22 protein-coding genes and 2 pseudogenes are annotated in these 23204 nt (G+C 69.7%); 17 read left to right on the top strand and 7 right to left on the bottom strand.

Annotated elements, in window-relative coordinates; all coding sequences use genetic code 11:
• Positions 1-52: 52 nt before the first annotated feature.
• Genes pstC through pstB form a run of 3 tightly spaced genes read left to right on the top strand, consistent with a single transcriptional unit; the run spans position 53 to position 2931 of the window.
• Positions 53-1054: a phosphate ABC transporter permease subunit PstC gene (gene pstC, locus J7E91_RS11855; protein WP_214901766.1), complete on the top strand. Its 1002-nt coding sequence runs from the start codon at positions 53-55 to the stop codon at positions 1052-1054.
• Positions 1055-1071: 17 nt separating this feature from the next.
• A complete protein-coding gene (pstA, locus tag J7E91_RS11850) occupies positions 1072-2130 on the top strand; it encodes a phosphate ABC transporter permease PstA (RefSeq protein WP_251015548.1) in 1059 nt (352 codons plus the stop codon).
• Positions 2131-2154: 24 nt separating this feature from the next.
• Positions 2155-2931 (top strand): phosphate ABC transporter ATP-binding protein PstB, encoded by a 777-nt coding sequence (gene pstB / locus J7E91_RS11845; RefSeq protein WP_214901762.1) that lies wholly within the window; start codon positions 2155-2157, stop codon positions 2929-2931.
• 123 nt (positions 2932-3054) lie between these two features.
• Here the strand turns inward: pstB and J7E91_RS11840 are convergent, their stop codons facing one another.
• Positions 3055-4053 carry an inorganic phosphate transporter gene (locus tag J7E91_RS11840; RefSeq protein WP_214901760.1) on the bottom strand — a complete coding sequence of 333 codons (999 nt, stop codon included), beginning with the start codon at positions 4051-4053 and terminating at the stop codon, positions 3055-3057.
• Positions 4054-4059: 6 nt separating this feature from the next.
• The gene (locus J7E91_RS11835) at positions 4060-4680 is read right to left on the bottom strand and encodes a DUF47 domain-containing protein (protein WP_028814660.1); all 621 of its coding nucleotides are present in this window, start codon (positions 4678-4680) and stop codon (positions 4060-4062) included.
• Positions 4681-4875: 195 nt separating this feature from the next.
• On the opposite strand from J7E91_RS11835, the gene J7E91_RS11830 reads away from it, so the two are divergent.
• Complete coding sequence (locus J7E91_RS11830; RefSeq protein ID WP_214901758.1) at positions 4876-5244, top strand: metal-sensitive transcriptional regulator; 369 nt, start codon at positions 4876-4878, stop codon at positions 5242-5244.
• Positions 5245-5311: 67 nt separating this feature from the next.
• On the opposite strand, the gene J7E91_RS11825 is transcribed toward J7E91_RS11830, so the two are convergent.
• On the bottom strand, positions 5312-5572 hold the full coding sequence (locus J7E91_RS11825) for a hypothetical protein (RefSeq protein ID WP_251015543.1): 261 nt from the start codon (positions 5570-5572) through the stop codon (positions 5312-5314).
• Between the two features lie 110 nt (positions 5573-5682).
• A complete protein-coding gene (locus J7E91_RS11820) occupies positions 5683-6507 on the bottom strand; it encodes a hypothetical protein (RefSeq protein ID WP_214901756.1) in 825 nt (274 codons plus the stop codon).
• Positions 6508-6693: 186 nt separating this feature from the next.
• Here J7E91_RS11820 and J7E91_RS11815 point away from each other — a divergent pair, with 186 nt between their 5' ends.
• Positions 6694-6855: a hypothetical protein gene (locus J7E91_RS11815; protein WP_214901754.1), complete on the top strand. Its 162-nt coding sequence runs from the start codon at positions 6694-6696 to the stop codon at positions 6853-6855.
• 156 nt (positions 6856-7011) lie between these two features.
• Entirely contained in the window at positions 7012-8610 is a 1599-nt protein-coding gene (locus tag J7E91_RS11810; protein WP_214901752.1) for an FAD-binding oxidoreductase, read from the top strand.
• Positions 8611-8665: 55 nt separating this feature from the next.
• Here J7E91_RS11810 and J7E91_RS11805 read toward each other — a convergent pair whose 3' ends face one another.
• Positions 8666-9418, bottom strand: coding sequence for a phosphatase PAP2 family protein (locus tag J7E91_RS11805; RefSeq protein WP_214901750.1), 753 nt, complete (start codon positions 9416-9418; stop codon positions 8666-8668).
• Between the two features lie 298 nt (positions 9419-9716).
• Entirely contained in the window at positions 9717-10727 is a 1011-nt protein-coding gene (locus J7E91_RS11800; RefSeq protein WP_214901916.1) for a bifunctional lytic transglycosylase/C40 family peptidase, read from the bottom strand.
• 302 nt (positions 10728-11029) lie between these two features.
• Here J7E91_RS11800 and J7E91_RS11795 point away from each other — a divergent pair, with 302 nt between their 5' ends.
• From J7E91_RS11795 to J7E91_RS11765, 7 genes are all read left to right on the top strand, one after another.
• Positions 11030-11278 (top strand): DUF397 domain-containing protein, encoded by a 249-nt coding sequence (locus J7E91_RS11795; protein WP_214901748.1) that lies wholly within the window; start codon positions 11030-11032, stop codon positions 11276-11278.
• Between the two features lie 1010 nt (positions 11279-12288).
• Positions 12289-12597 carry a hypothetical protein gene (locus J7E91_RS11790; protein WP_028814667.1) on the top strand — a complete coding sequence of 103 codons (309 nt, stop codon included), beginning with the start codon at positions 12289-12291 and terminating at the stop codon, positions 12595-12597.
• Positions 12598-12777: 180 nt separating this feature from the next.
• Positions 12778-13626, top strand: coding sequence for a hypothetical protein (locus J7E91_RS11785; protein ID WP_214901746.1), 849 nt, complete (start codon positions 12778-12780; stop codon positions 13624-13626).
• A complete protein-coding gene (locus J7E91_RS11780) occupies positions 13616-14980 on the top strand; it encodes a hypothetical protein (protein WP_214901744.1) in 1365 nt (454 codons plus the stop codon). The genes J7E91_RS11785 and J7E91_RS11780 overlap by 11 nt, the downstream gene beginning before the upstream one ends.
• Positions 14977-16527 carry an SCO6880 family protein gene (locus tag J7E91_RS11775; RefSeq protein ID WP_028814670.1) on the top strand — a complete coding sequence of 517 codons (1551 nt, stop codon included), beginning with the start codon at positions 14977-14979 and terminating at the stop codon, positions 16525-16527. Before J7E91_RS11780 ends, J7E91_RS11775 begins: the two co-directional genes overlap by 4 nt.
• A 19-nt stretch (positions 16528-16546) precedes the next feature.
• Complete coding sequence (locus J7E91_RS11770; protein WP_214901742.1) at positions 16547-17962, top strand: ATP-binding protein; 1416 nt, start codon at positions 16547-16549, stop codon at positions 17960-17962.
• 79 nt (positions 17963-18041) lie between these two features.
• Positions 18042-19964 carry a type IV secretory system conjugative DNA transfer family protein gene (locus J7E91_RS11765; protein WP_374224678.1) on the top strand — a complete coding sequence of 641 codons (1923 nt, stop codon included), beginning with the start codon at positions 18042-18044 and terminating at the stop codon, positions 19962-19964.
• Positions 19965-19992: 28 nt separating this feature from the next.
• Here the strand turns inward: J7E91_RS11765 and J7E91_RS11760 are convergent, their stop codons facing one another.
• Entirely contained in the window at positions 19993-20550 is a 558-nt protein-coding gene (locus tag J7E91_RS11760; RefSeq protein WP_214901738.1) for a GNAT family N-acetyltransferase, read from the bottom strand.
• Between the two features lie 130 nt (positions 20551-20680).
• Between J7E91_RS11760 and J7E91_RS11755 the strand changes: the two are divergent.
• The 4 genes and pseudogenes from J7E91_RS11755 to J7E91_RS36720 form a co-directional block, all read left to right on the top strand.
• Positions 20681-20932: pseudogene (locus J7E91_RS11755) on the top strand (ATP-binding cassette domain-containing protein); the annotation flags it as partial.
• Positions 20933-20934: 2 nt separating this feature from the next.
• A pseudogene (locus tag J7E91_RS11750) lies at positions 20935-21409 on the top strand (ABC transporter permease); the annotation flags it as partial.
• Between the two features lie 37 nt (positions 21410-21446).
• Positions 21447-22721 (top strand): sensor histidine kinase, encoded by a 1275-nt coding sequence (locus J7E91_RS11745; RefSeq protein WP_374224673.1) that lies wholly within the window; start codon positions 21447-21449, stop codon positions 22719-22721.
• Positions 22718-23182, top strand: coding sequence for a response regulator transcription factor (locus J7E91_RS36720; protein ID WP_214901737.1), 465 nt, complete (start codon positions 22718-22720; stop codon positions 23180-23182). Before J7E91_RS11745 ends, J7E91_RS36720 begins: the two co-directional genes overlap by 4 nt.
• Positions 23183-23204: the final 22 nt, after the last annotated feature.

Genomic DNA, 23204 nt, shown 5'->3' with positions numbered 1-23204 from the left:
CGGTGCACCGCCGCCAGGAGCGCTCACCAGCTCCGCAGACCGGAGAAACCCGATGGATATAGCAACCCAGACCACCTCGCCCTCACCACCGTCGTCCGGACCCGAGACCAGCCTCGCGTCCAAGGGCAGCAGCCACGCCGGTGACCGGGTCTTCCTCGCCCTGTCGCGGGGGTCCGGCATCACGCTCCTGGTGATCATGGCCGCCATCGCGGCCTTCCTCACCTACCGCACCGGCCTCGCGGTCTCGAAGGACGACGCGAACTTCCTCACGACCTCCGAGTGGAACCCGGCCGGCGACCCGCCGGTCTTCGGCATCGCCGTCCTCCTCTTCGGTACGATCGTCAGCTCGATCATCGCGATGGCCATCGCCGTACCGGTCGCCATCGGCATCGCGCTGTTCATCTCGCACTACGCGCCGCGCAGGCTGGCCACGCCGCTCGCGTACGTCGTCGACCTGCTGGCCGCGGTGCCGAGCATCATCTACGGCCTCTGGGGCGCCGTCTTCCTCGTCCCGTACCTGGACGGCCTCAACAAGTGGCTCGACACGTACCTGGGCTGGACGTACATCTTCGACAAGACGAGCGACGGCGTCGCCCGCAACCTCTTCACGGTCGGCATCCTGCTGGCGATCATGATCCTGCCGATCGTCACCAACGTGACCCGTGAGGTCTTCCTCCAGTCGCCCAAGATGCACGAGGAAGCCGCCCTGGCCCTCGGTGCCACGCGCTGGGAAGTCATGCGGATGTCCGTCCTCCCCTTCGGCCGCTCCGGCATCATCAGCGCCTCGATGCTGGGCCTGGGCCGCGCCCTCGGCGAGACGATGGCCGTCGCCGTCGTCCTCTCCCCGAGCTTCATCATCTCCGGCCGGCTGCTCGACCCGGGCGGCGGCACCTTCGCGCAGAACATCGCCGCGAAGTTCAACGAGGCGGACGAGTTCGGCCGCGACGCCCTGATCGCCTCCGGTCTCGTGCTCTTCGTCATCACGCTGCTGGTCAACGGCGCGGCCCGCTGGATCATCGGCCGCCGCAAGGAGTACTCGGGGGCCAACGCATGAACCAGACAAGCCAGGTAATGGACAAGCGCCCGGTCTCCCCCACGCTGCACGCGTCGCTCGCCCACGCCCGCCTCCCCCGCTGGGCCCCCGCCGCCATCGCCGCCGGGTCCGTCGCGGCCGGCATCGGCATCGGCCTCACCGCCGGCTGGCACAGCCGCGTGCAGTGGGGCATGCTGGCCGCCCTGATCTTCGTACTGGCCACCTTCACGATCACCACCAAGGTGGAAGGCAGCCGCCAGGGCAAGGACCGGGTCGCGACCAGCGTCGTCTGGGTCTGCTTCGTCCTCGCCCTCGTCCCGCTGCTCTCCCTCGCCTGGGTCACGATCAGCAAGGGCATCAAGGTCATCGACGGCTACTTCCTCAGCCACTCGATGAGCGGCCTGCTCGACACCGACGAGGGCGGCGGTATCTACCACGCCCTGCTCGGCACCCTGGAGCAGGTCGGCATCGCGACCCTGATCGCCGCCCCGATCGGCCTGCTGACCGCGGTCTACCTGGTCGAGTACGGGCGCGGGAGGCTGGCGAAGACCGTCACCTTCTTCGTCGACGTCATGACGGGCATCCCGTCGATCGTCGCGGGTCTGTTCATCCTCGCCACCTGGAATCTGATGCTGGGCTTCGGACCCTCCGGATTCGCCGGCGCCCTGGCCCTCTCGATCCTGATGATGCCGGTGGTCGTCCGCTCCACCGAGGAGATGCTCAAGCTCGTCCCGAACGAGCTGCGCGAAGCCTCTCTCGCCCTCGGCGTACCCAAGTGGCGCACCATTCTCAAGGTGGTGCTGCCGACCGCGATCGGCGGAATCACCACCGGCGTCATGCTGGCGGTGGCCCGCATCACGGGTGAGACCGCCCCGGTTCTGTTGCTCGTCTTCGGTACGAAGCTGATCAACCCGAACCCCTTCGAAGGCGCCCAGTCCTCGCTTCCGCTGTACGTGTACGAGCAGTACATCGTCGGCACCGAAGCGTCGGCCGACCGGGCCTGGGGCGCAGCGCTCGTCCTGATCGCCTTCGTCATGATCCTCAACCTGGTGGCCCGCGGCATCGCCCGCTGGAAGGCCCCGAGCACCGGCCGCTAAGGCCATGAGAAAGCAGTGATTCAGATGGCCAAGCGAATCGACATCAGCGGCCTGTCGGCCTACTACGGCAACCACAAGGCGATCGACGACATCTCGATGACCGTCGAGCCCCGCTCGGTGACGGCCTTCATCGGCCCGTCCGGCTGCGGCAAGTCCACCTTCCTGCGCACCCTCAACCGCATGCACGAGGTCACCCCCGGCGGCCGCGTCGAGGGCAAGGTCCTCCTGGACGACGAGAACCTGTACGCCAAGGACGTCGATCCGGTCGCCGTACGCCGTACGGTCGGCATGGTCTTCCAGCGTCCGAACCCGTTCCCCACCATGTCGATCTTCGACAACGTGGCGGCGGGCCTGCGCCTCAACCACTCGTACAAGAAGAACAAGCTGGCCGAGGTCGTCGAGAAGTCCCTGCGCGGCGCCAACCTCTGGAACGAGGTCAAGGACCGCCTGAACAAGCCCGGCTCCGGTCTCTCCGGCGGCCAGCAGCAGCGCCTGTGCATCGCCCGCGCGATCGCGGTGGAGCCGCAGGTCCTCCTGATGGACGAGCCGTGCTCGGCCCTCGACCCGATCTCGACCCTCGCCATCGAGGACCTGATCGGCGAGCTGAAGGAGCGCTTCACGATCGTCATCGTGACGCACAACATGCAGCAGGCGGCGCGCGTCTCGGACCGTACGGCGTTCTTCAACCTCGCGGCAATCGGCCAGCCCGGCAAGCTCATCGAGATCGACGACACCGAGCGGATCTTCTCCAACCCGTCCGTCCAGGCCACGGAGGACTACATCTCCGGCCGCTTCGGCTAGAAGCCGGCCGCCACGCCTGTCCTGCGGTGCTGCATGGCGGTGCCACCGCAAGGGCAAAGGGCCCGCCCCCACTCCTGACAAGGGAGTGGGGGCGGGCCCGTTTCCGTACGTACGGAGGGACCGCTAGCCGAACGCCAGCAGCACAACCCAATAACAGGTCGCGGCCACCAGCGCGGCGGCCGGCATCGTGATGAACCAGCCCATCACGATGTTCTTGGCGACGCCCCACCGCACCGCACGCGACCCCTTGGTCGAGCCGACGCCCATGATCGCGGAGGTGATGACGTGCGTCGTCGAGATCGGCGCGTGGAACATGAACGAGGCCGTGTACATCACGGACGCCGCCGTCGTCTCCGCCGCGAAGCCCTGCGGCGGGTCCAGCTCGATGATCCGACGGCCCAGCGTCCGCATGATGCGCCAGCCGCCCGCGTACGTACCGAGCGAAAGCGTCAGCGCGCAGGCGATCTTGACCCACATCGGGATCGCGTCGCCCTGGCCCTCTACATCGGCGATGACCAGCGCCATCACCACGATGCCCATGGTCTTCTGCGCGTCCTGAAGACCGTGCCCGAGCGCCATACCGGCCGCGGACACGGTCTGGGCGATACGGAAGCCGCGCTTCGCCTTGTGCGGGTTGGACTTACGGAACATCCACAGAATGACGACCATCACCAGATAGCCGAGCAGCAGCCCGACGAACGGCGAGATGAACATCGGGATGACGACCTTCTCCAGCACCCCGGTCCAGATGACCTCGGTGCCGCCCGCGAGCGCCGCGCCCACCATGCCGCCGAAGAGCGCGTGCGAGGAGGACGAAGGAAGCCCGAAGTACCAGGTGACGAGGTTCCAGACGATCGCACCGACCAGCGCGGCGAAGAGGATTCCCATCCCCTTGTCGCCGTGCGGGGTCGCGATGAGCCCCTCGCTGACGGTCTTGGCGACACCGCTGCCGAGGAAGGCACCGGCGAGGTTCATCACGGCGGCCATGGCGAGGGCCGCGCGCGGGGTCAGCGCCCGCGTGGAAACCGAAGTCGCGATGGCGTTCGCGGAGTCGTGAAAGCCGTTCGTGTACGTGAATCCGAGCGCGACCCCGATGGTCACGATGAGCGCAAAGGTGTCCACCGGGGGTCAGGACTCCTTGACGGCGATCGTCTCGACCGTGTTGGCGACGTGCTCGAAGGCGTCGGCCGCCTCCTCCAGTACGTCCACGATCTGCTTCAGCTTGAGCACGTCCATGGCGTCGTACTTGCCGTTGAAGAGGTGCGCGAGCAGCTTGCGGTGAATCTGGTCGGCCTGGTTCTCAAGGCGGTTGACCTCGATCCAGTACTCGGTGAGGTTCGTCATGGTCCGCAGGTGCGGCATGGCCTCGGCGGTCAGCTCGGCCGCCCGCGCCAGGACCTCGATCTGCTGCTCGACACCCTTCGGCAGCTCCTCGATCTGGTACAGCACGACCAGGTCGACGGCCTCCTCCATGTAATCCATGATGTCGTCGAGCTGCGACGCGAGGTTGTAGATGTCCTCGCGGTCGAACGGCGTGATGAACGAGGAGTTCAGCTGGTGGAAGATCGCGTGGGTCGCGTCGTCCCCCGCGTGCTCCGCTGCCCTCATCCGCTCCGCGATCTCGACTCGGGCGGAGGAATCCGCTCCGAGCAGTTCCATCAGGAGCTTCGAGCCCGTGACGATGTTGTCCGCGGATGCGGAGAACATGTCGTAGAAGCTCGTCTCCCTGGGGGTCAGACGAAAGCGCACGTGGGGTCCTCGGGGTGCATTGGATTCGGTCAGGGTGATGCTAGGCGCATCATCCGGCCACGGCTAACCGGCGTTCTTCAGTGTCGCCCATCAGGCACAGTGCTCAGTACGGGCCCCCGAGCCCCTACCCGCAAAATTCGTTACCATATACCCACGAGGGGTATACAGCCCCTTTAAGGACAACGGGAGGACGCGATGACGACCACCGAGGCGGCCGGCGCGACGACGACCGAAGCGCCCTCCGGAGCCTCCGAAGCCGTGGTGACCGACCACGACCTCGGTGTGCACGGATACCACAAGCAGAAGGACGAGCACCTCAAGCGGCTGCGCCGGATCGAGGGCCAGATCCGCGGCCTCCAGCGGCTGGTCGACGAGGACGTCTACTGCATCGACATACTCACCCAGGTCTCGGCGTCCACGAAGGCGCTCCAGTCCTTCGCACTCCAGCTCCTCGAGGAACACCTGCGGCACTGCGTGGCGGACGCGGCGGTCAAGGGCGGCGGCGAGATCGACGAGAAGGTCGAGGAAGCCACCAAGGCGATCGCGCGCCTGCTGCGGACCTGAGCGGTCCCGGTCCGGGGCCGCCGGGCCCCGGGCCCTCCGCCACCCTCACGGGACGAACGACGAACGCTCAGTCGCGCCGCTGCCGGGGCCACTCGTCGGCTTCGGCCGCTCCGGCCGCGAACCCTCCGGCCGCGGGTGACCCGGCCGCGGATCCTCCTGCCGCGGGTGCTCCTGCTCCGACCTTCAGCACCTCGTCGATACGGTCCGGGCTGAGCCGTTCCCCGTCGGCGGCGGACGCCGCGATCATCAACTCACCACACAGCTCGATCTCGGCGAGGGCGACGTGGTCCTGGACGGGCGTACTACTGCCGAGCGGAGCCACGTGCATCACCTCTTTCAGCCGTCGTCGGCTTCCTAGCGTAGGCAGCGCGGCACACACCGCGCATGGCACGGACGGACCATTTCCCCGCCACCCACGCCGAGGCGGGCGGCCTCGCCCTACGCCTGGATCTTCCCGGCGTAGATGTCACGCGCGGCCGGCAGCCGCACTTCGACGGGCACCCCGAACGCGTACAGCAGAGTCGTGGAGGCGACGGCCACCGTACGTCCCGCATTGGTGAAGTCGAACCGGTGGCGGACCTTGCGCAGCCGCCCCTGGTCGTCGAGGTACGCGTCGAACGGAACCGCGTCCCTGGCGAAGCCTTTCGCCGCGGCGGCCAGCGCGCCCCGCGCGTGCGGCTTCGCGACGCGTGCGGCGCGCGCGATGTCGGTGACCCCGCGATAGTGCCGGACGGCGGTCCCGGCCACATCGGCCTTTCCCACGTACGCCGCTTCCTTCGCCCCGCGCAGCAACTCCGCGGCGGCGAGAGGATCCGTGGCCCCGCCGGTGACCAGATTCCCGTCGTCCAGCGTCGTCGTGTCGATCCGCACCCACTTGTCGGCAGGCACGCCCGCGCCCCGGTTCTTCATGTAGAGCGCGCCGGGCGTGAGCAACTCGGTGATGGGCCGGTGCTTGTCCGCGCCGTCGGGGTCGGGCGGCAGCAGCACTTTGAGCTGCCCCATCCGCTTCGTGAAGTCGTACGCCCCTTCGCCCCGGATGGTGACGCGGGTGCCGCCGGTCGCCATGACCATCGACGTACGGGCTTTGGAGCTCCCCGCCGCTACCAGCGCGTCCGCCGCGCCGCGCACGGTGACGAGGGGGTCACCACCCTGCTGGTCCTCGGCGACGGCACCGCCACCGGAACATCCGGCGGAGGCGATCAGCCCCGCCGCGACGGCCACGGCGACCGCGCCGCCCTTGACCCTGTGCTGCTGCACCACCATCGCCGCCAACCCCCAACGCCCTACCACCCGGTGTCCGATCCCACCCGCCCCGCCTAACGATCCCGCCACCGCCCCGGTCACGCCCGCGATCGGCGCTCGTTCGGTGCTCATTCCGTGCTCATTCCGTGCTTACTCGGTCCGGTGGCCGCCGACCACGGCGCGCGGATCCCCCGGTACGGTGGACGCGTGCTTCAAGAGGCCACACCGGACGCCCCCACCCACCGCACCGGCACAACCGAACGCGGCTCCTTCTGCTTCGCCCACTGCTCCTGCGGCTGGCGCGGACCGGCCCGCCGCTCCCGCGAACGGGCCCGCGCGGACGCGGCATTGCACGCGACGTCGACCTGACCCACTGCCCCACCGACCCAGCGCCACGAGCACGCTCGTAATCGCGCGAATCCACACCCGAGGACGCGGGCGTACGCCACCGCGCCCGGCATAAACTTCCGCCCCGCAGGAACCCGTTCCGCCATAACGCCGTCTCGCCCTCCGGGAGGCAACAACATGGAACGGCGTACTTTTCTCACCTCGGCCACGGCCCTCGGCGCCACCGCCGCAGCAGCCGCCTGCACCGGCACCACCACCGGCACGGGTACGGGCACCGCCAAAGGCCCCGGCCCGGCCACCCGTACCTCGGCCTCAGGCACCACCCCCCGGACCCCACCCCCCTCCACCACCCCCAGCTGGGCCGCTCTCGCCCGCGGTCTCGACGGCCCGCTCGTCCGCCCCGGCGACGCCGCCTACAAAACCGCCCGCCAGCTCTACAACACCCGCTTCGACAACCTGAAGCCCGCCGCGGTGGCGTACGTAGCGAACGAGGCGGACGTCAAGGAGTGCCTGGCCTTCGCCAAGGCGCACCGCACCCCCGTAGCCATCCGCAACGGCGGCCACTCCTACGCCGGCTGGTCCAGCGGCAACGGCCGCCTGGTCATCGACGTATCGAAGCTCGCCCACGTCAAAGCGAACGGCACCGCCGCTGCCATCGGCGCCGGCGCCAAGCTCATCGACGTCTACCAGGGCCTCGCCCGCCAGGGCCGCCGCACCATCCCCGCCGGCTCCTGTCCCACCGTCGGCATCTCTGGTCTGACCCTCGGCGGCGGCCACGGAGTCGTCTCCCGTGCGTACGGCCTGACGTGCGACAGTCTCACCTCCGCCACGCTCATCACCGCCGCCGGCAAGCGCCTGCTCTGCACGTCCACCGAGAACCCGGACCTCTTCTGGGCCCTGCGCGGCGCGGGAAACGGCAACTTCGGCGTAGTGACCGAGCTGACCTTCCGCACCCACCCGGCCCCCGCCGCCGTCACCGCGTACATGTCCTGGCCCTGGTCGAAGGCCCAGGCCGTCATCACCGCCTGGCAGGAGTGGGGCCCGGCGCAGCCCGACGAGATCTGGTCATCGGCGCACCTCGCCGCCGGCCCGGGCGGCACAACGCCGAACGTGTCCGTCTCCGCCTTCTCGCTCGGCACGTACGGCGATCTCCAGAACGCCGTCGACCGCCTCGCCGACAAGATCGGCGCCCCCGCCCGCTCGGTCTCCCTGCGCCGCCGCAGCTACCAGGAGTCGATGCTCGTGTACGCCGGCTGCGCCGGTTTCAGCGACGCCCAGTGCCACCTGCCGGGCACCACCCCGGGCCGCACGCCACAAGGGGCCCTCGGCCGGGAGACGTACGCCGCGCGCAGCGACTTCTTCGACCGCTCACTCTCGCCCTCGGGGGTACGCGAGCTGCTCGCCCGGACCGAGGCGTTCACCCGCCTGCCCGTGGCCCAGGGCGGGGGCGGCAGCATCGCCCTGACCGCGCTCGGCGGCGCGGTGAACCGGCCGGCCCCGCTCGCGACGGCGTTCGTGCACCGCCGGTCACGGATGCTTGCCCAGTACATCGGCGCCTGGCGCGCGGGCACCCCCGGCACAGCGCAGCAGACCTGGCTGAAAAACACCCATGGCGCGATGCGCCGGTACGCCTCCGGGGCGGCGTACCAGAACTACACGGACGCGACCCTGACCGACTGGCGGAAGGCGTACTACGGCGCGGCGGCGGGTCGCCTGACGGAGCTGAAGAGGCGTTACGACCCGGACAGGCTCTTTGACTTCCCTCAGGCCCTTTGAATCGGACCAGCCGCAGCACGCAGGGGCAAGGGCGAACCGGCGAGAGGACGACCCGTCAGGCAGCGAGGTCGTTGCGCTCGCTGTCGCCGGTCCGCGGCTCGGGAATCACGGCTGACCCGCCGTCACCCGAGCCCGCACCCGAACCGAGCCCCAGACCAGCGCCGGCACCACCAGCGCCCCGCTCCACGGACCCCTTCGCCCGTACGAGCCAACCCACCTTCTGCGACCGCGAGATCGCCGCCATGAGCGGCGTGAGCAACGCCATCGCGACCGGCGCGAGCAGCAGCGACACGGCCGTACCGAGGGCGAATCCGCCAATGACGTCGGTCGGGTAGTGCACGCCCATGTAGACGCGGCAGAAGCCTTCCAGGACCGCCAGTCCGATCGCCGCGAGCCCGAACTTCCGGTTGGCGACGAAGACCGCGACGCCGATGGCCATGGCCATCGTCGCGTGGTCGCTGACGAACGAGTAGTCCGTCTTGCCGGCCACCAGGACCTCAAGCCCCTTGTGGTCGTTGAACGGTCTCGGCCGCTCCACGAACCCGCGGATCGGGATATTGATCAGCAGCGCGATCCCGGCCGCCAGCGGCGCCCAGACGAGCCCGGCCACAGAGGTGACCGCGTCCTCGCGCCTACGCACGCTCCACCAGCACCAGAGCGCCACCAGCACCATGCCGAGCATGATCCCGTACTCACCGACGAACTCCATGACCCGGTCGAACCAGCCCGGCGCATCCGCCGCCAGTCCGTTGATGTCGTAGAGCAGACTGACGTCGGGGTTCGCCCCATCCAGTGCGAGTCCAGCCATCTGCCGCGGCCCCTTGCCTTGTTGCCTGCTGCGCGGCACACGTGTCTGCGTGCCGCTCCTGCGAACCCCCGTGGTTCGTGCGATGCCATGCCATGCCCTGCGATGGCATGCCGTGCGATGGCCATGCCGAGTCGAGCGCCGCCGCGTGGTCAGCGCGACTGTCCCACTCCCCCAGTCCAGAGAACGCCCAGTCGGCGCCCCCCGTTCCACTCTCCACCGAATGATCACCATGACGTTATCGAAGAGAGATACATCGCCGCAGCTCAGAGGGTGGCGACAACAGGGAGTTCAAGCCACGTCACGCGCCGCCGCGGTCCTCCGGCAGGTCCGTGGGAAGCGCTTTCGCGCCCTCCTCGGTCACCCGCGTCGCACCAAAGTAATCCGGCGTATCGATCTTGTCGAAGCGAATGACGGCCCCGGTGTACGGAGCGTTGATCATGTACCCGCCACCGACGTACAACCCGACGTGGCGGATCGCGCGCGAGTTCGTCAGGTCGTCCGAAAAGAACACCAGGTCCCCGGGCAACAGCTCGTCCCTCGATGGGTGGGGCCCCGCGTTGTACTGATCGTTGGCCACGCGCGGCAACTCGATCCCGACGGTCCGGTACGCCGCCTGCGTCAGCCCCGAGCAGTCGAAACGCCCGCCCTGCTCAGGCGTGCCGTTCCCACCCCACAGGTACTTCGTCCCGAGCTTCTTCTGCGCGAAGTAGATGGCACCGGCGGCCTGCCGCGACGGTTCGACCCGCCCGATGGGGCGCGCGAAGCTCTGCTCCAGGCTGGTGATGATCTTCACGTAGTTCTGCGTCTCGCGGTACGGCGGGACGCCCCCGTACTTGATGACGGCGTACGCGCCCGCGTTGTAGGCGGCGAGCATGTTCTTGGTCTGATCCCCCGGCACGTTCTTGACGTATCCGGCCAATTCGCAGTCGTACGTCGCGGCTGACGGAATCGCGTCGGCGGGATCCCAGATGTCCCGGTCCCCGTCCTTGTCCCCGTCCACCCCGTGGGACGCCCACGTCCCGGGGATGAACTGCGCGATGCCACGCGCGTTGGCCGGGCTCTGCGCCCGCGGGTTCCAGCCGCTCTCCTGGTACAACTGCGCGGCGAGCAAGGCGGGGTTGATGGCCGGGCAGAGATTGCCCCACTTCTGAACGAGCGGCTGGTACAGCGCGGGTACGGCCCCCTTGGCCAGCCCGACCGCCCGCCCGCCACCCGCACCGCCGGCCAGCCCGGCGGCCGCGGAGAAGGTCCCGACGACGAGCAGCGCGACGAAGCTCAGGCAGAGCCCGATCCCGATCCCAGTGGCCACCCAGACTTTGCGCACCCCTCAACCCTCCCCCATGCCGCGCGGGTTCACTACGGTTTTCGCCGCGCGCTGCCGGGCTACTTCGCCGCAGCTGTCACAGGAGATGCGCGAGTACTCCGTGAGGCTCACGGACTCACCTTGAAGATATCGACCGGCTTGCTCGTCGTAGCGGATGCGCTCGCCCTGAGGCCTGACGCATGACGCGTCTTCGTCCGTAGCATCGCCCAGAGCCTGTGAAGGGATCGATATGCACCACCCCGCCACATGGGCCGCCCTGATCCACACCCTCAAGGAGAACGCGAAGCATGGCTGAGATCCCCACCGACCTGGACTGGATCCGCGCCGCGCCAGAGGGCGAGGACGGGCCCGGGCCCTGGATCGAGATCGCGTTCGGGCCGGGGGACATGGTCTACCTCCGCGAGACCAGCGACCCCGAGAACGTCGTCACGACGACCCAGAAGAAGTGGGACGCGTTCGTACTCGGCGTACAGGCCGGCGAATTCGACCACTTCGCCGAACTCGACAACGACGACCCCGCCCCCGCCCAGCATTGATCGCCCCATGAAGGCGGCCGCCGGGGCCGGGCCCTTCCGGCTCGCCCCTGTCGGGGACGGACCGACGGGACGGGGTCGGGCTTTGGGCTGGGCGGTGGCGGCCCTGGGGCGGTGATTGCGTCTGGCATGGGGGCCGCCTTTGCCAAGGTTGGCGCCGGAGGCCCGCCCCTCAAGGGCGCTCCTACGTCGCGTCGCCTGCGGCGATTGCGCTCCGCTCCACCCTTGACCGCCGAACCTCCGCCGCAATGCTTCTGGGGGGCGGCCCCCCGGGGGGGAGCCCACGGCGAAGGCCCGGCAAGTGGCTGCTCGTGCGCTGCCGGGCGACGGGCCGGTGGGTGGGGCGCGTGAGGTCTAGGGGTTGGTGCGGCCCCAGGCTCAGCGACAGCAGCAACGGCCGCTGGTGCGACACACCGCCGAGCACGGGCTTCGGCAAGCGCCGCGCCCGATCGCACCACCCATAGCGCTTCTGAGCCGTCCGTGTGGGACGAAACGCACCCGTGATGGCCAGAAGCGATACGACTGAGACTCGTGGGACTGGGGAGGCGTGCCGGACTCATCGAGTGCTGAGTTTGTTGCGTGTCCGAGCACGTAGTGGTCTCCCAGCCGACGCCAGGGGAGGCCTGGGCGTCACCCCATAGTCGAGGGCGCCGTCGTCATCGGCATCGCACTGTCAACCGACCACAGCCACGCCCCGAACAGACCGACCGACTGCTCCCCCGGTACCGGACGCGGCGCCCCGCAACGCCCGGTGACGCCACGTCCGACCAAAGGTGCATAACGCCAGTCATTGCCCGGCGTCACCCCTCGTGATACACAGAGTGACCATACGCGTTTCCGAATACAACCGGCAGGCAGCGCAGGTCAACGCGATCCTTCCGGCCATACGTGCGGAGGTCGGGTAAAGACAGGCGCCAAGTCGACATACCAGTGCGGTTTCATCAGCGAAGATAGAGCGTGACCCCTGCCGTACGGCAGGGGCGACGAACTACCCGACAGGGGCGGTGACTTACATGAACCTGGCAGCCGAAAAGGGCGACATCACCACCATCATCGGTGGAATCGCCCCGAACTGGGGTCCGTTCGGAACCCTGGGGAACGAAGCCCGCGTCATGATCGAGGTCGTGATGGCTGTCGCCATTCTCCTCTGCCTCGGAATCGCCATCTGGGGAGCAGCAAAGCAGCGGATCGGCGCGACGGCCCTGAGGGACACGTTCAGCGCGGAGCAGGGCAAGGGCCTGATCGTCGCCGGTCTCACCGGCGTCTTCATCATCGGCTCGCTCGGCACGCTCTTCACCATCGTGTACGGGATGGCTGTCTAGCCCACCGTCAGCCAACACCGGGTACCCCCGGCCCACTCCCCCACCCCACCCGTCCGTCGTGCCCATTGGCTGAGGTTGCGTCTCCCTGATGTCGAGTCACCACACCGCGCCCGCGCGGGAACCAGCACGGCTACCGTCGTACTACGCGGAACTGCAAACGGTTGAGGGGGCGCACTCGGCATGAGTCTCGGCGACGAGCACGGCTACGGCAGCGACAGCGGTCGTTCCGACCGTGTCGGCGGCTCCGGCCAGACCCGCACCCGCCTGCCCGAGGGCGGGGGAAGCGATGTGTACGGGGGTGCGCGACGGCCCGTACGGACCTCGCGTTCCCTCATCACCGTGGTGGGCGTGGTGGTGCTGCTGATCGCGGCTATCGCATTCGCGAATCGCGGTGGTGGGGAGAGTGACGCGGAGAGTGTGGCGAAGCGGGGCGGCGGGGCGGAGGCGACGTCCGCGACGGGCGTGAAGCCGGTCGAGGGGAAGACCGGGATGATCCCGTCCGGCTTCGCACAGGACGAACAGGGCGCGCAGTCCGCTGCGGCGAATTACGCCGCTGCCCTCGGCTCTGACGGCATGTTCAACGAGGACCGTCGTCACGACATTGTGGAGTCGATCGCCGACCCCAGTGCTCTGGACAGGCTCCAGACGGGCTTCGACGCCGACTATTCACCCAAGTTCCTGACGCAGATCGGTCTCAACGAGGACGGCAGCGCACCGCCCGGGGCAACCTTCGTCAATCGAACCATGCCTGCGGGCACGAAGGTCGGAAAGTACAGCGACGGTAATGCTGACGTTGACGTCTGGTGCTCGGGCCTGTTCGGTCTGACCGGCGAGAAGTCGACCAAGCCGGTTACGAGCGGCTGGTTCACGGTATCGGTCAAGCTGAAGTGGAACGGATCCGACTGGAAGGTCTTGGAGACCAGTCAGAAGGAGGGCCCGACGCCGGTCACTGGCGACAACCCGGTGTCCGGATCCGACGAGATCGCGGACGCCGTCAACGAATTCGGAGGGTTCACTTATGCCCGGTAACCCTCGGCTTCGCTCGGTCGCAGCCGCTTTGACAGCCATTCAGGCTGCGGTGCTCATGTTCGCCGCCCGAGCCGCGGCAGCGCCCACTCCGTCACCGTCCCCCGACAAGAGCGACAATCCGTGTTCGCTGATCGCCGGCCCGGCACGGGAGTACTGCGATGACGGCGACGGCGGCGGCTCCCGCCTACGCGCTCCCACCGACCCCACCGAGTCCCTTGACCCCCTCTCCTCCCTCGCCAAGGGCTGCGCCGACGCCGCCGCCTGGATTGTGGGGAAGCTGAGCGATGCCGTGAAGTCGACCGCCAATGTCGACTTCACCAACCCCAAGTTCCTCCAGCAGTACGCCGTCGTCTTCGCCGCCTCCGCCATCCTCACCCTCGTCCTCTGGCTGCTCGCCGTCGCCAAGCGCGCCATCCGTGGCGTGCCGCTCGCGACCGCGTTGTCCGAGGCCATCGGGTTCCTCTGGCTCACCGTCCTCGCGTCCGCCTTCACGCCGCTGATCCTCTACACCGTCGTATCCGCCACCGACGGCGTCACCGAGGTCATCGCCGCCGGCACCGGCGGTCAGACCGACGTGTTCTTCGGCTCGTTCGCCGAGGCGCTCAAGAAGGGGGACGACATCGGCGGCGGGCCGATCATGCTGATCGTCGTCTCGCTGGTGACCATCCTCGCGGCCGGGATCCTCTTCCTGGAGCTGTTCATCCGCGCCCTGCTGCTCTACGTCGGCGCGCTCCTCGGCGTGGTCATCTACGCGGGACTCGTCGACAAGAACATGTGGGGCCACGTACGCCGCTGGGCCGGCATCATGATCGCGATCATCTTGGTCAAGCCCGTCATCGTGATCGTCCTCGGCCTCGCCGGAGCCCTCTCCGCCGACGACGGGCCGAACGCCTTCTCCGCAGTCGTCTCCGGCCTCGCCATCATCCTGCTGGCGATCTTCGCCTCCGGCATGATCTACCGCTTCGTCCCCGGCTTCGGCGACGAGATCGCCGCCGCCCGCAGCAACCGCAACAAGGCCACCGACGGCGCCCAGGCCGCCGCCGTCATCAGTTCCCCCGCCGCCCTCGTCTCGCAGGGCATCAAGACCCACAGCAGCCGTGGTGGCGGAGGCGGCGAACGGGGCGGGAACTCCTCACCGCCCCGCCAGGCCAACCCCGTCAGCGGCGGCGTGGCCGCCCACAGCTCCCGCGGCGCAGGCGGCGCAGGCGGGATCGGTGGTGGCCCCACAGGCGGTGGAGGAGGCGGAGCCGTCCCTTCCGCCGCGCCCTCGCCCCGTAGCAACAGCACCCACACGAACCGCGGCACCGGCAACACAGGCACCGGCAACAACAGCACAGGAGGTGCAGGGCGTTGACGACGCAGTCCCAACCGATCACGCCCCGCCGTACGTATCTGATCGGCCGCGCCCGGCCGAACGCGATCGTCGGCAAGAATCGCGAGACCGGCGAGATCGCCCTGATCATCGCCGGCGCGTTCCTCGGCATGATGAGCGGCCTGCTGGTCCCCGTCCTGTCCCTGCGGATCGTGCTGCTCATGGGCTTCCCGATGCTGGCCCTGATGGCGGTGTACGTCCCGTACAAGCACCGCACCTTCTACAAATGGTTCGAAATCAACCGCAGTTACAAGCGGACCCTGCGCAACGGCACGACGTACCGCAGCGGCGCCATGGAAGCGGGCGTACGCAGCGACGGACGTGAAGTGGAAGTGGGGCCCCCGCCCGGCATCGGGCGGATCAACTGGCTCGCCGCCCCCTTCGGGCCCGACGAGATCGCCGTCCTCCTGCACGCCGACCGGCGGACGGTCACCGCGGCGATCGAGATCGAAGGCCCCGGCGTCGGCCTGCGCGACAGCGAGGACCAGGAGGCGCTGGTCGACCGTTTCGGCACGCTGCTCAAGCATGTCGCGAACGGCGACGGATTCGTGACCCGGTTGCAGATGCTCGCCCGCACCCTCCCCGCCGACCCCGACGCCCACGCCAAGGACGTCGCCCAGCGCGGCGACGCGCACGCCCCCGGCTGGCTGAAGGAGTCGTACGACCAGCTCCAGTCCATGGTGTCCACGTCCAGCGAGCAGCACCGCGCCTACCTCGTCGCCTGCATGCACTACTCCCGCGAGCTCGCCGCCGAGGCCAACGCCATGGCCCGCGCCGCCCGCCCCCACGGCGGCCGCAAGCTCGACCGCGACTCCGGGCTCGCCGTCGTCATGGCGCGCGAGCTGACCGACATCTGCGCGCGGCTCGCCGAGGCCGACATCCGGGTACGCCAGCCCCTCGGGCAGGGGCGGCTGTCCTCCCTCGTGCACTCGATGTACGACCCCGATCACCCCATCGACCACATCCAGGCCATGACGAAGCGCAACGCCTGGCCGGCCGAGCTGGACGCGATGGAGGCGACGTATCTGCAAGCCAAGACGCGTGAGTCGTCAACGCGCGCGCCCTGGTGTCACGCCACCGCCTGGGTGAAGGAGTGGCCGATGACGCCGGTCGGGGTCAACTTCCTCGCGCCGCTGCTCGTCCACACCCCCGATGTGATCCGTACGGTCGCCGTCACCATGGACCTCGAACCCACCGAGGTCGCCATCGAGCGGATGCTGACGGAGAAGACCAACGACGAGGCGGAAGCCAGCCGTCAGGCCAAGATGAACCGGACCGTCGACCCGCGCGACATCGCGGCACACGGCCGGCTCGACCAGCGGGGTGAAGATCTCGCGAGCGGTGCGGCCGGTGTCAACCTGGTCGGGTACATCACTGTGTCGTCGCGTTCACCCGAGGCGCTGGCCCGCGACAAGCGGACCATCAGGGCCTCGGCCGGTAAGTCGTATCTGAAGCTGGAGTGGTGCGACCGCGAGCACCACCGGGCGTTCGTCAACACCCTGCCGTTCGCCACCGGTATCCGTCGTTAGCCGAGAGGGCAGACCCGCCATGCGAGATCCGCTGTCCGCCGTCACGGATGCCTTCACCAGCTTCCTCTTCGGGAAGGTAGAGACGACCAGACTCCCTGTCCGTACGTCGACGGGGCAGGCCCAGGCCGTCTACCTGCCGACCGCGGCTCCGGGTCTCGGCGACTCGGGCGTGATCATCGGCCGCGAGGTGTACAGCGGCAAGGGCTACATCTACGACCCCTTCCAGCTGTACGGACAGCAGCTCCCGGCGCCGCACTGGCTGGTGCTCGGCGAGTCCGGGAACGGCAAGTCGGCGCTGGAGAAGACGTACGTACTGCGGCAACTGCGCTTCAAGGACCGGCAGGTCGTCGTCCTCGACGCGCAGGGCGAGGACGGGGCGGGTGAGTGGAACCTGATCGCGCAGGAGCTGGGGATAACTCCCATCCGGCTCGACCCGATGGCGGCACTGGACGGCGGCATCCGCCTCAACCCGCTCGACCCGGCGATCACGACTACGGGCCAGCTCGCCCTGCTCCGTACGATCATCGAGGTCGCGATGGGGCACGGCCTCGACGAGCGGTCCGGCTTCGCGCTGAAGGTCGCGCACGCGTACGTGAACGAGACGATCATCGACCGGCAGCCGGTCCTGACGGACATCGTCGAGCAACTGCGCCACCCCGAGCCGGAGTCGGCGGAGGCGATGAATGTCGACCTGGACGACGTACGGGCGTGGGGTCTCGATGTGGCTCTGGTCCTGGACCGGCTGGTCGACGGTGACCTGCGGGGCATGTTCGACGGCCCGACGACGGTGGGCATCGACCTGGACGCGCCGCTGATCGTCTTCGACCTCTCCCACATCGACCGGAACTCCATCGCGATGCCGATCCTGATGGCGATCGTGGGCGTGTGGCTCGAACACACCTGGATCCGGCCGGACCGCAAGAAGCGCATCTTCCTGGTGGAGGAGGCGTGGCACATCATCAACTCCCCGTTCGTGGCGCAGCTCTTCCAGCGCCTGCTGAAGTTCGGCCGCCGTCTGGGTCTGTCCTTCGTGGCGGTCGTCCACCACCTCTCCGACGTGGTGGACGGCGCGGCCGCGAGGGAGGCGGCAGCGATCCTGAAGATGGCCTCGACCCGGACGATCTACGCCCAGAAGGCGGACGAGGCGCGGGCGACGGGCCGGGTACTTGGCCTGCCGCGGTGGGCGGTCGAGATCATCCCGACCCTGACCCCCGGTATCGCCGTATGGGACGTGAACGGCAACGTCCAGGTCGTCAAACACCTGATCACGGAGGCGGAACGGCCACTCGTCTTCACGGACCGCGCGATGACGGAGACCTCGGCGGACATGATCTCGGACGACCTGCGAGCCGCGGAGTGGGAGGCGGAGCAGAGGGCGGCGCTCATCGAGCAGCAGATGAGCGAGTCCTCGTCCTCGGAATCGACGGTCGCCTGACATGAGACACAACGACGAGCGGCAGGGGTACGCGGGGCACGGCGAACGCGGTGTCCTGGACTCCCTGCTGGTAGGCCTGCTGGCGTTCCTGCTGGGCCTGACGATCGTGGCATGGCTCGCGACGGGCCTGGCGGGTCTGTTCACCCACGGCGCGTGGCCGGACGGCGTCACCTTCGCCCGTACGCCGCTGGCCCTGCGCCGCCTGATGGGCGCGCCGCACGACATCCCGGCGGCGTGGCCGGACACACCGGCGGACCAGCTGTCGGGGTACGGGCTGTTCTGGGGCCTGCTCATCGGCGAGCTGATGGTGCTGTGCGTACTGACGATCTTCGTACTGGGCATACTGGCCCGCCTGAAGGCACAACGCGAGACGACCCGGGCAGCGGCACGGGCAACCAAGGCAACCGCCCCGGACCACGCGTTCCGTCCTCACACGCACGCGGGCGCGGACGCGGGACCCGACCACGGCCCCGGCGGCCCGCCGCACACGGGTGCGGGGGCTGGGCTGAATGCCGCAGGCGGCGGTCCGGGAGCGAACTACGGCCACGGCGGCCTACCCCACACGGGTGCAGGAGCCGGGCTGAATGCCGCAGGCGGCGGTCCGGGACCGGGCTACGGCCACGGCGGCCTACCCCACACGGGCCCGGGCGCCGGGCTAAATGCCGCTGGCGGCAGTCCCGGGCCGGGCTACGGCCACGGCGGCCCGCCCCACCCGGGGCCGGGAGCCGGGCCGCTCGCCGGTGAGGCTACGGGTGCTGCCTACGGACCTGGAGCCCTGCCCCGCGCAGGTGCAGGTGCCGGCGCGGGCGCCGACCACGGGCTGTCCGCTGCTGGTGCGACAGCCGCCGGCGGCTACGGACCCGGCGCGGGCTCCGCCGCCCACGGGGCTTCCGCGGGCGTGGGCCCGTACCTCCCGGGCCCCGGTGCGAACCCTCAGCACGGCGCCGCCTCAGACGCAGCCGGCGCCCGCACGTCAGCCCCCGCCTCGCACGCGCCCGCAAGCCTCCACCCCCCGCAGCCGGCGGCAGCCGCATTCCCCGCCCCCGAGGTCCCCGCACCCCGCACCCCCCGCCTCCTCTACGGCAGCCCCGAAGTGCGTCGGCCCACCGCCGTGCAGGCCGTCCTCGACGCCGAAGGGGCCGCGCTCGTCGTCACGTCCGACCCCACCGTCTGGGCCGAGACCAAGGACGCGCGGGCCAAGCTCGGCCCCGTCCTCGTCTACGACCCCGGGCACCTCTGCGACACCCCGGCCCGCCTCCACTGGTCCCCCACCACCGGCTGCGACCGCGCCGACATCGCCGCCGCTCGCGCCGTGGCGCTGCTGGCGCCCATACGGCCCCAGGCGCGGCTGGACGCCGCGATGGCCGACACCGCGGAGACGCTGCTGAGCGGCTGGCTGCACGCCGCCGCCGTCGACGGCCGCCCCTTCCGGCAGGTGCACCGCTGGGCGCAGGGGCACAGTGCGCACGAGCCGGTACGTATCCTCCGCACGCACCCCAAGGCGTCGAGCGGCGCCGCGGGGCTCCTCGAGTCCGCGCTCACCGCGTACCCGGAACGCCGGGAGATCGCCCAGGAGTTGACGGCGAGGGCGCTCGCCGCGCTGTCCTCGATCCACATTCGCGAAGCCTGCACCCCCAACCGAACCGATTCGGTCACCTTGGAATCATTTGCGGGCGAGGGGGGCACTCTTTATGTGGTGGGTGAAGCAATCGAGGACCCTAAGTCGCGTCCCGGAGCGATGCCTCTGCTCACCGCACTCACCTCAAGCGTGGTCGAGCACGGCCGCCGCATGGCCGCACGGTCATCCGACGGTCGGCTCGACCCACCAATGACGTTCGTCCTGGACGACGTCGCGGCCGTGGCTCCGCTTCCCCAGCTTCCCGAGCTGCTGTCGACCGGTCAGGACCAGGGCCTGCCGACCCTGGTCCTGCTCCGTTCCCAGGAACAGGGCAGGGCCCGCTGGCCGGACCACCATCTGACCACCGGACAGACCGAGCCGTAAGCCCGCCGGGGCGATCGACCTCCTCCCCCTACCCTCGCCCCCGCACCGCCACCATCTCGTACTCCTTCGCCGCCGCGTCCCCCGGCACCGCCACGGTCCCCCCACTCCGCACGAACCCCGCCTTGGCATAGAGCGCCTCGGCCCGCCCGTTCCGCTCGTGCACGTGCAGCCGCACCCGCTCGACCCGCGGCTCCGTCAGCCACCACGACCACTCCAGCGCCGCCCGGAGAAGCTCCTGCGCCACCCCGGTCCCCCGTGCCTCGGGACGCACGAAAACGCCCACCACGTGCACCTGGTCGACCTCCGGCGTACCACCGAACGCCGCCTGGTCCCCTGCCCGTTCGACGATCGCGGTGACGGACCCCACCCACCGCCCGTCCGGCGCCTCCGCGACGAACTGCCGCGCGTCACCGCCCTCGCCGACCCTGGCCGTACGCCCCTCCCAGAAGGAATCCGGCTCGGCCACGGCCTTCTCGTACGTCTCCATAAACGCGATCCCCGCCAGCGGATCCTGAAGCGCGGCAAGCCGCAGCTCCTTCGCCTCGGGCCACTCGCCGGCACGCACGGGCCGAATCACACAGTCCATCCAGCGATACTCGTCCGCCCCGACCTCCAGGCCAAGCGATTTAGGCGTCGTACCCGGGTACTACCCCCCGCGCCCCGCTCCCGCCCACGGTCGGACGCTGCGCCGCCGCCCGCTCCGTAGCGTCGATCCCATGACCAGCAGCCCAGAAAGCGGAATCGAAGCAGTCGGGCTCACCAAGCGGTACGGCGACAAGACCGTCGTCGACGACCTCACCTTCACCGTCCGCCCCGGCACCGTCACCGGCTTCCTCGGCCCCAACGGCGCCGGCAAATCCACCACCCTGCGCATGCTCCTCGGCCTGGACGCACCGACCCGCGGCCACTCGACCGTCGGCGGCCGCCCCTACGCCGCCCACGCCGCGCCGCTCCACCAGGTCGGCGCCGCCGGCTCCCCGTCCTGTGGTCCAAGGCAGCGGTCTTCGGCGCGGTCGCCTTCACCCTCACACTCATCACGGCCGTCGTCACCTTCCTGGCCGCCCAGCTCTTCCTCTCCGGCACCGACCAGGCCGCCTCGCTCGGCGATCCCGGCGTGACCCGCGCCCTGGCGGGCAGTGCGGCCGGCCTGACCCTCCTCGGCCTGATCGCACTCGGGCTCGGCGCGCTGCTGCGCTCGGTGCCGGGTGCCATCGGCGCGTTCATCGGCGGCGTCATGATCCTCCCGGAGGTGCTCGCCATGCTGCCGTACGACGTCGTGAGCGACGCCGTGGAGTACTTCCCGTCCAAGGGCGGTGGAGGCCCTCACCTCCGCACAGGCGATACCGGGGGCCGCGTCCCCCGGAGCCGCTCTGCTGGCCATGGTCCTGTGGGCGGCCGCGTCGCTGGCGATGGCAGGCGCGGTGCTGAAGCGCCGCGACGTATGAACTCCCCTCCACACGCCGCTCGTACGAGGATGAGCAGGTGACGCCCGCCCTGAAAGCCGGCCCGGACGCCCGCGACCAGGACTGGTCGCCGGGTGCTCCGGCTCTCACCCGGCGCATCCAGCGCCTCATACAGCGCATACGTGACTTCGACCGGCGCCGCCCGCTGGTCTGGGACCTGCTGCTGACCGGCTTCTTCGTGACGGCGGCGCTCATCGACTACGGCGAGGGCGGCTGGCAGACCATCGCGCACAACGCGAACCTGCCGGGCTGGCTGGTCTGTTCGATGAGCCTCGGCCTCTCGGTGCCGCTGCTGTGGCGGCGCCGCCACCCCCTGCCCGTCCTCACGGCGCTGTCACTGGTCGCGCTCGCCAACAGCCTCACCGGCGCCGTCCTGCAGGCGGCCCTGCTCCAGCTCTTCCCGCTCTTCAACATCGCGCTGCGCCTGCCGATCAGGACGCTGTGGTGGGCGGCGGCGCTGGTAATGGGGCCTTACGTCGCGGGCGCCATCCGCTTTCCGCCCGACGGCTGGGACGAGCAAGTCGTCCCCGGCATCTGGGCTGTCGGCCTCGTCGCCCTTCTCGGAATCGCGGTCCGCACCCGCAGGGACTACACAGAAGCACTGGTCGACCGCGCCCGTCGCCTGCAGGCGGAACGCGACCAGCAGGCCCAGCTCGCCGCCGCCGCCGAACGCACCCGTATCGCCCGCGAGATGCACGACATCATCGGCCACAACCTGTCGGTCATCACGGGCCTGGCGGACGGCGGCCGGTACGCGGCGGCCAAGTCCCCGGAGCGCGCGGTCCAGGCCCTCGACGCCATCAGTACGACGAGCCGCACGGCCCTGACGGAACTGCGTCGCGTCCTGGGCGTCCTGCGCGAGGACGCACCACCGCCGGCCGAACTCACCCCGCAGCCCACCCTCACGGACCTGGACCAGCTCATGGACGGCGTACGGGCCGCGGGCCTCCCCGTACACATGACGGTCCGCCGCCACCCCGACGCCGTACCTCCGGGACCTGGCCAACAGCTCACCGTCTACCGCGTCGTCCAGGAAGCCCTGACGAACACCCTCAAGCACGCGGGCCCCGACGCGACCGCGGAGGTCGATGTCACGTACACCCCCCACGCCGTGACCGCCACCGTCACCGACACGAGCAGCCGCACACCGTATCCCTCCCCCGAAGGCCGGGGCATCACGGGCATGCGCGAACGGACCGCCCTGTACGACGGCACTCTCGAAGCCGGCGCCCGGCCGACCGGCGGCTGGCGCATCCACCTGCATCTCCCCCGGAACGAGGACCCCGAGCCGTGACGACCGTGCTCATCACCGACGCCCAGCCCATGCAGCGCTTCGGCTTCCGCATGCTGCTCGAAAGCCAGGACGACATGACGGTCCTGGGCGAAGCCCCCAACGGGGCGGAGGCAGTGCGCCTGTCCTCCCAACTCCGCCCGGACGTCGTGCTGATGGACATCCGCATGCCCGGCCTGGACGGCATCGAGGCCACGCGCCGCATCGTCGCTGCGGGAGACCGTACGAAGGTCCTCATCATGACCACCTTCGACCTGGACGAGTACGCCTACGCCGGCCTGCGTGCCGGTGCCTCCGGCTTCCTCGGCCAGGGCTGGACCAACACCGAAATCGCGGAACGCCTGCACCTGGCGGAATCAACGGTGAAGACCCACGTCTCCCGAATCCTCGCGAAGACCGGCGCCCGGGACCGCGTCCAGGCGGTAATCCTGGCGTACGACGCAAAGCTGGTACGACCTGCCTGAGAACGCAGAAAAGCCCCGCACC

This window comes from Streptomyces sp. ISL-99 (assembly GCF_018614005.1).
In the GTDB taxonomy this organism is placed as follows: domain Bacteria; phylum Actinomycetota; class Actinomycetes; order Streptomycetales; family Streptomycetaceae; genus Streptomyces; species Streptomyces flavidovirens.
The sequence above is the reverse complement of the archived record's forward strand: the minus strand, read 5'-3'. Positions and strand labels throughout refer to the sequence as shown.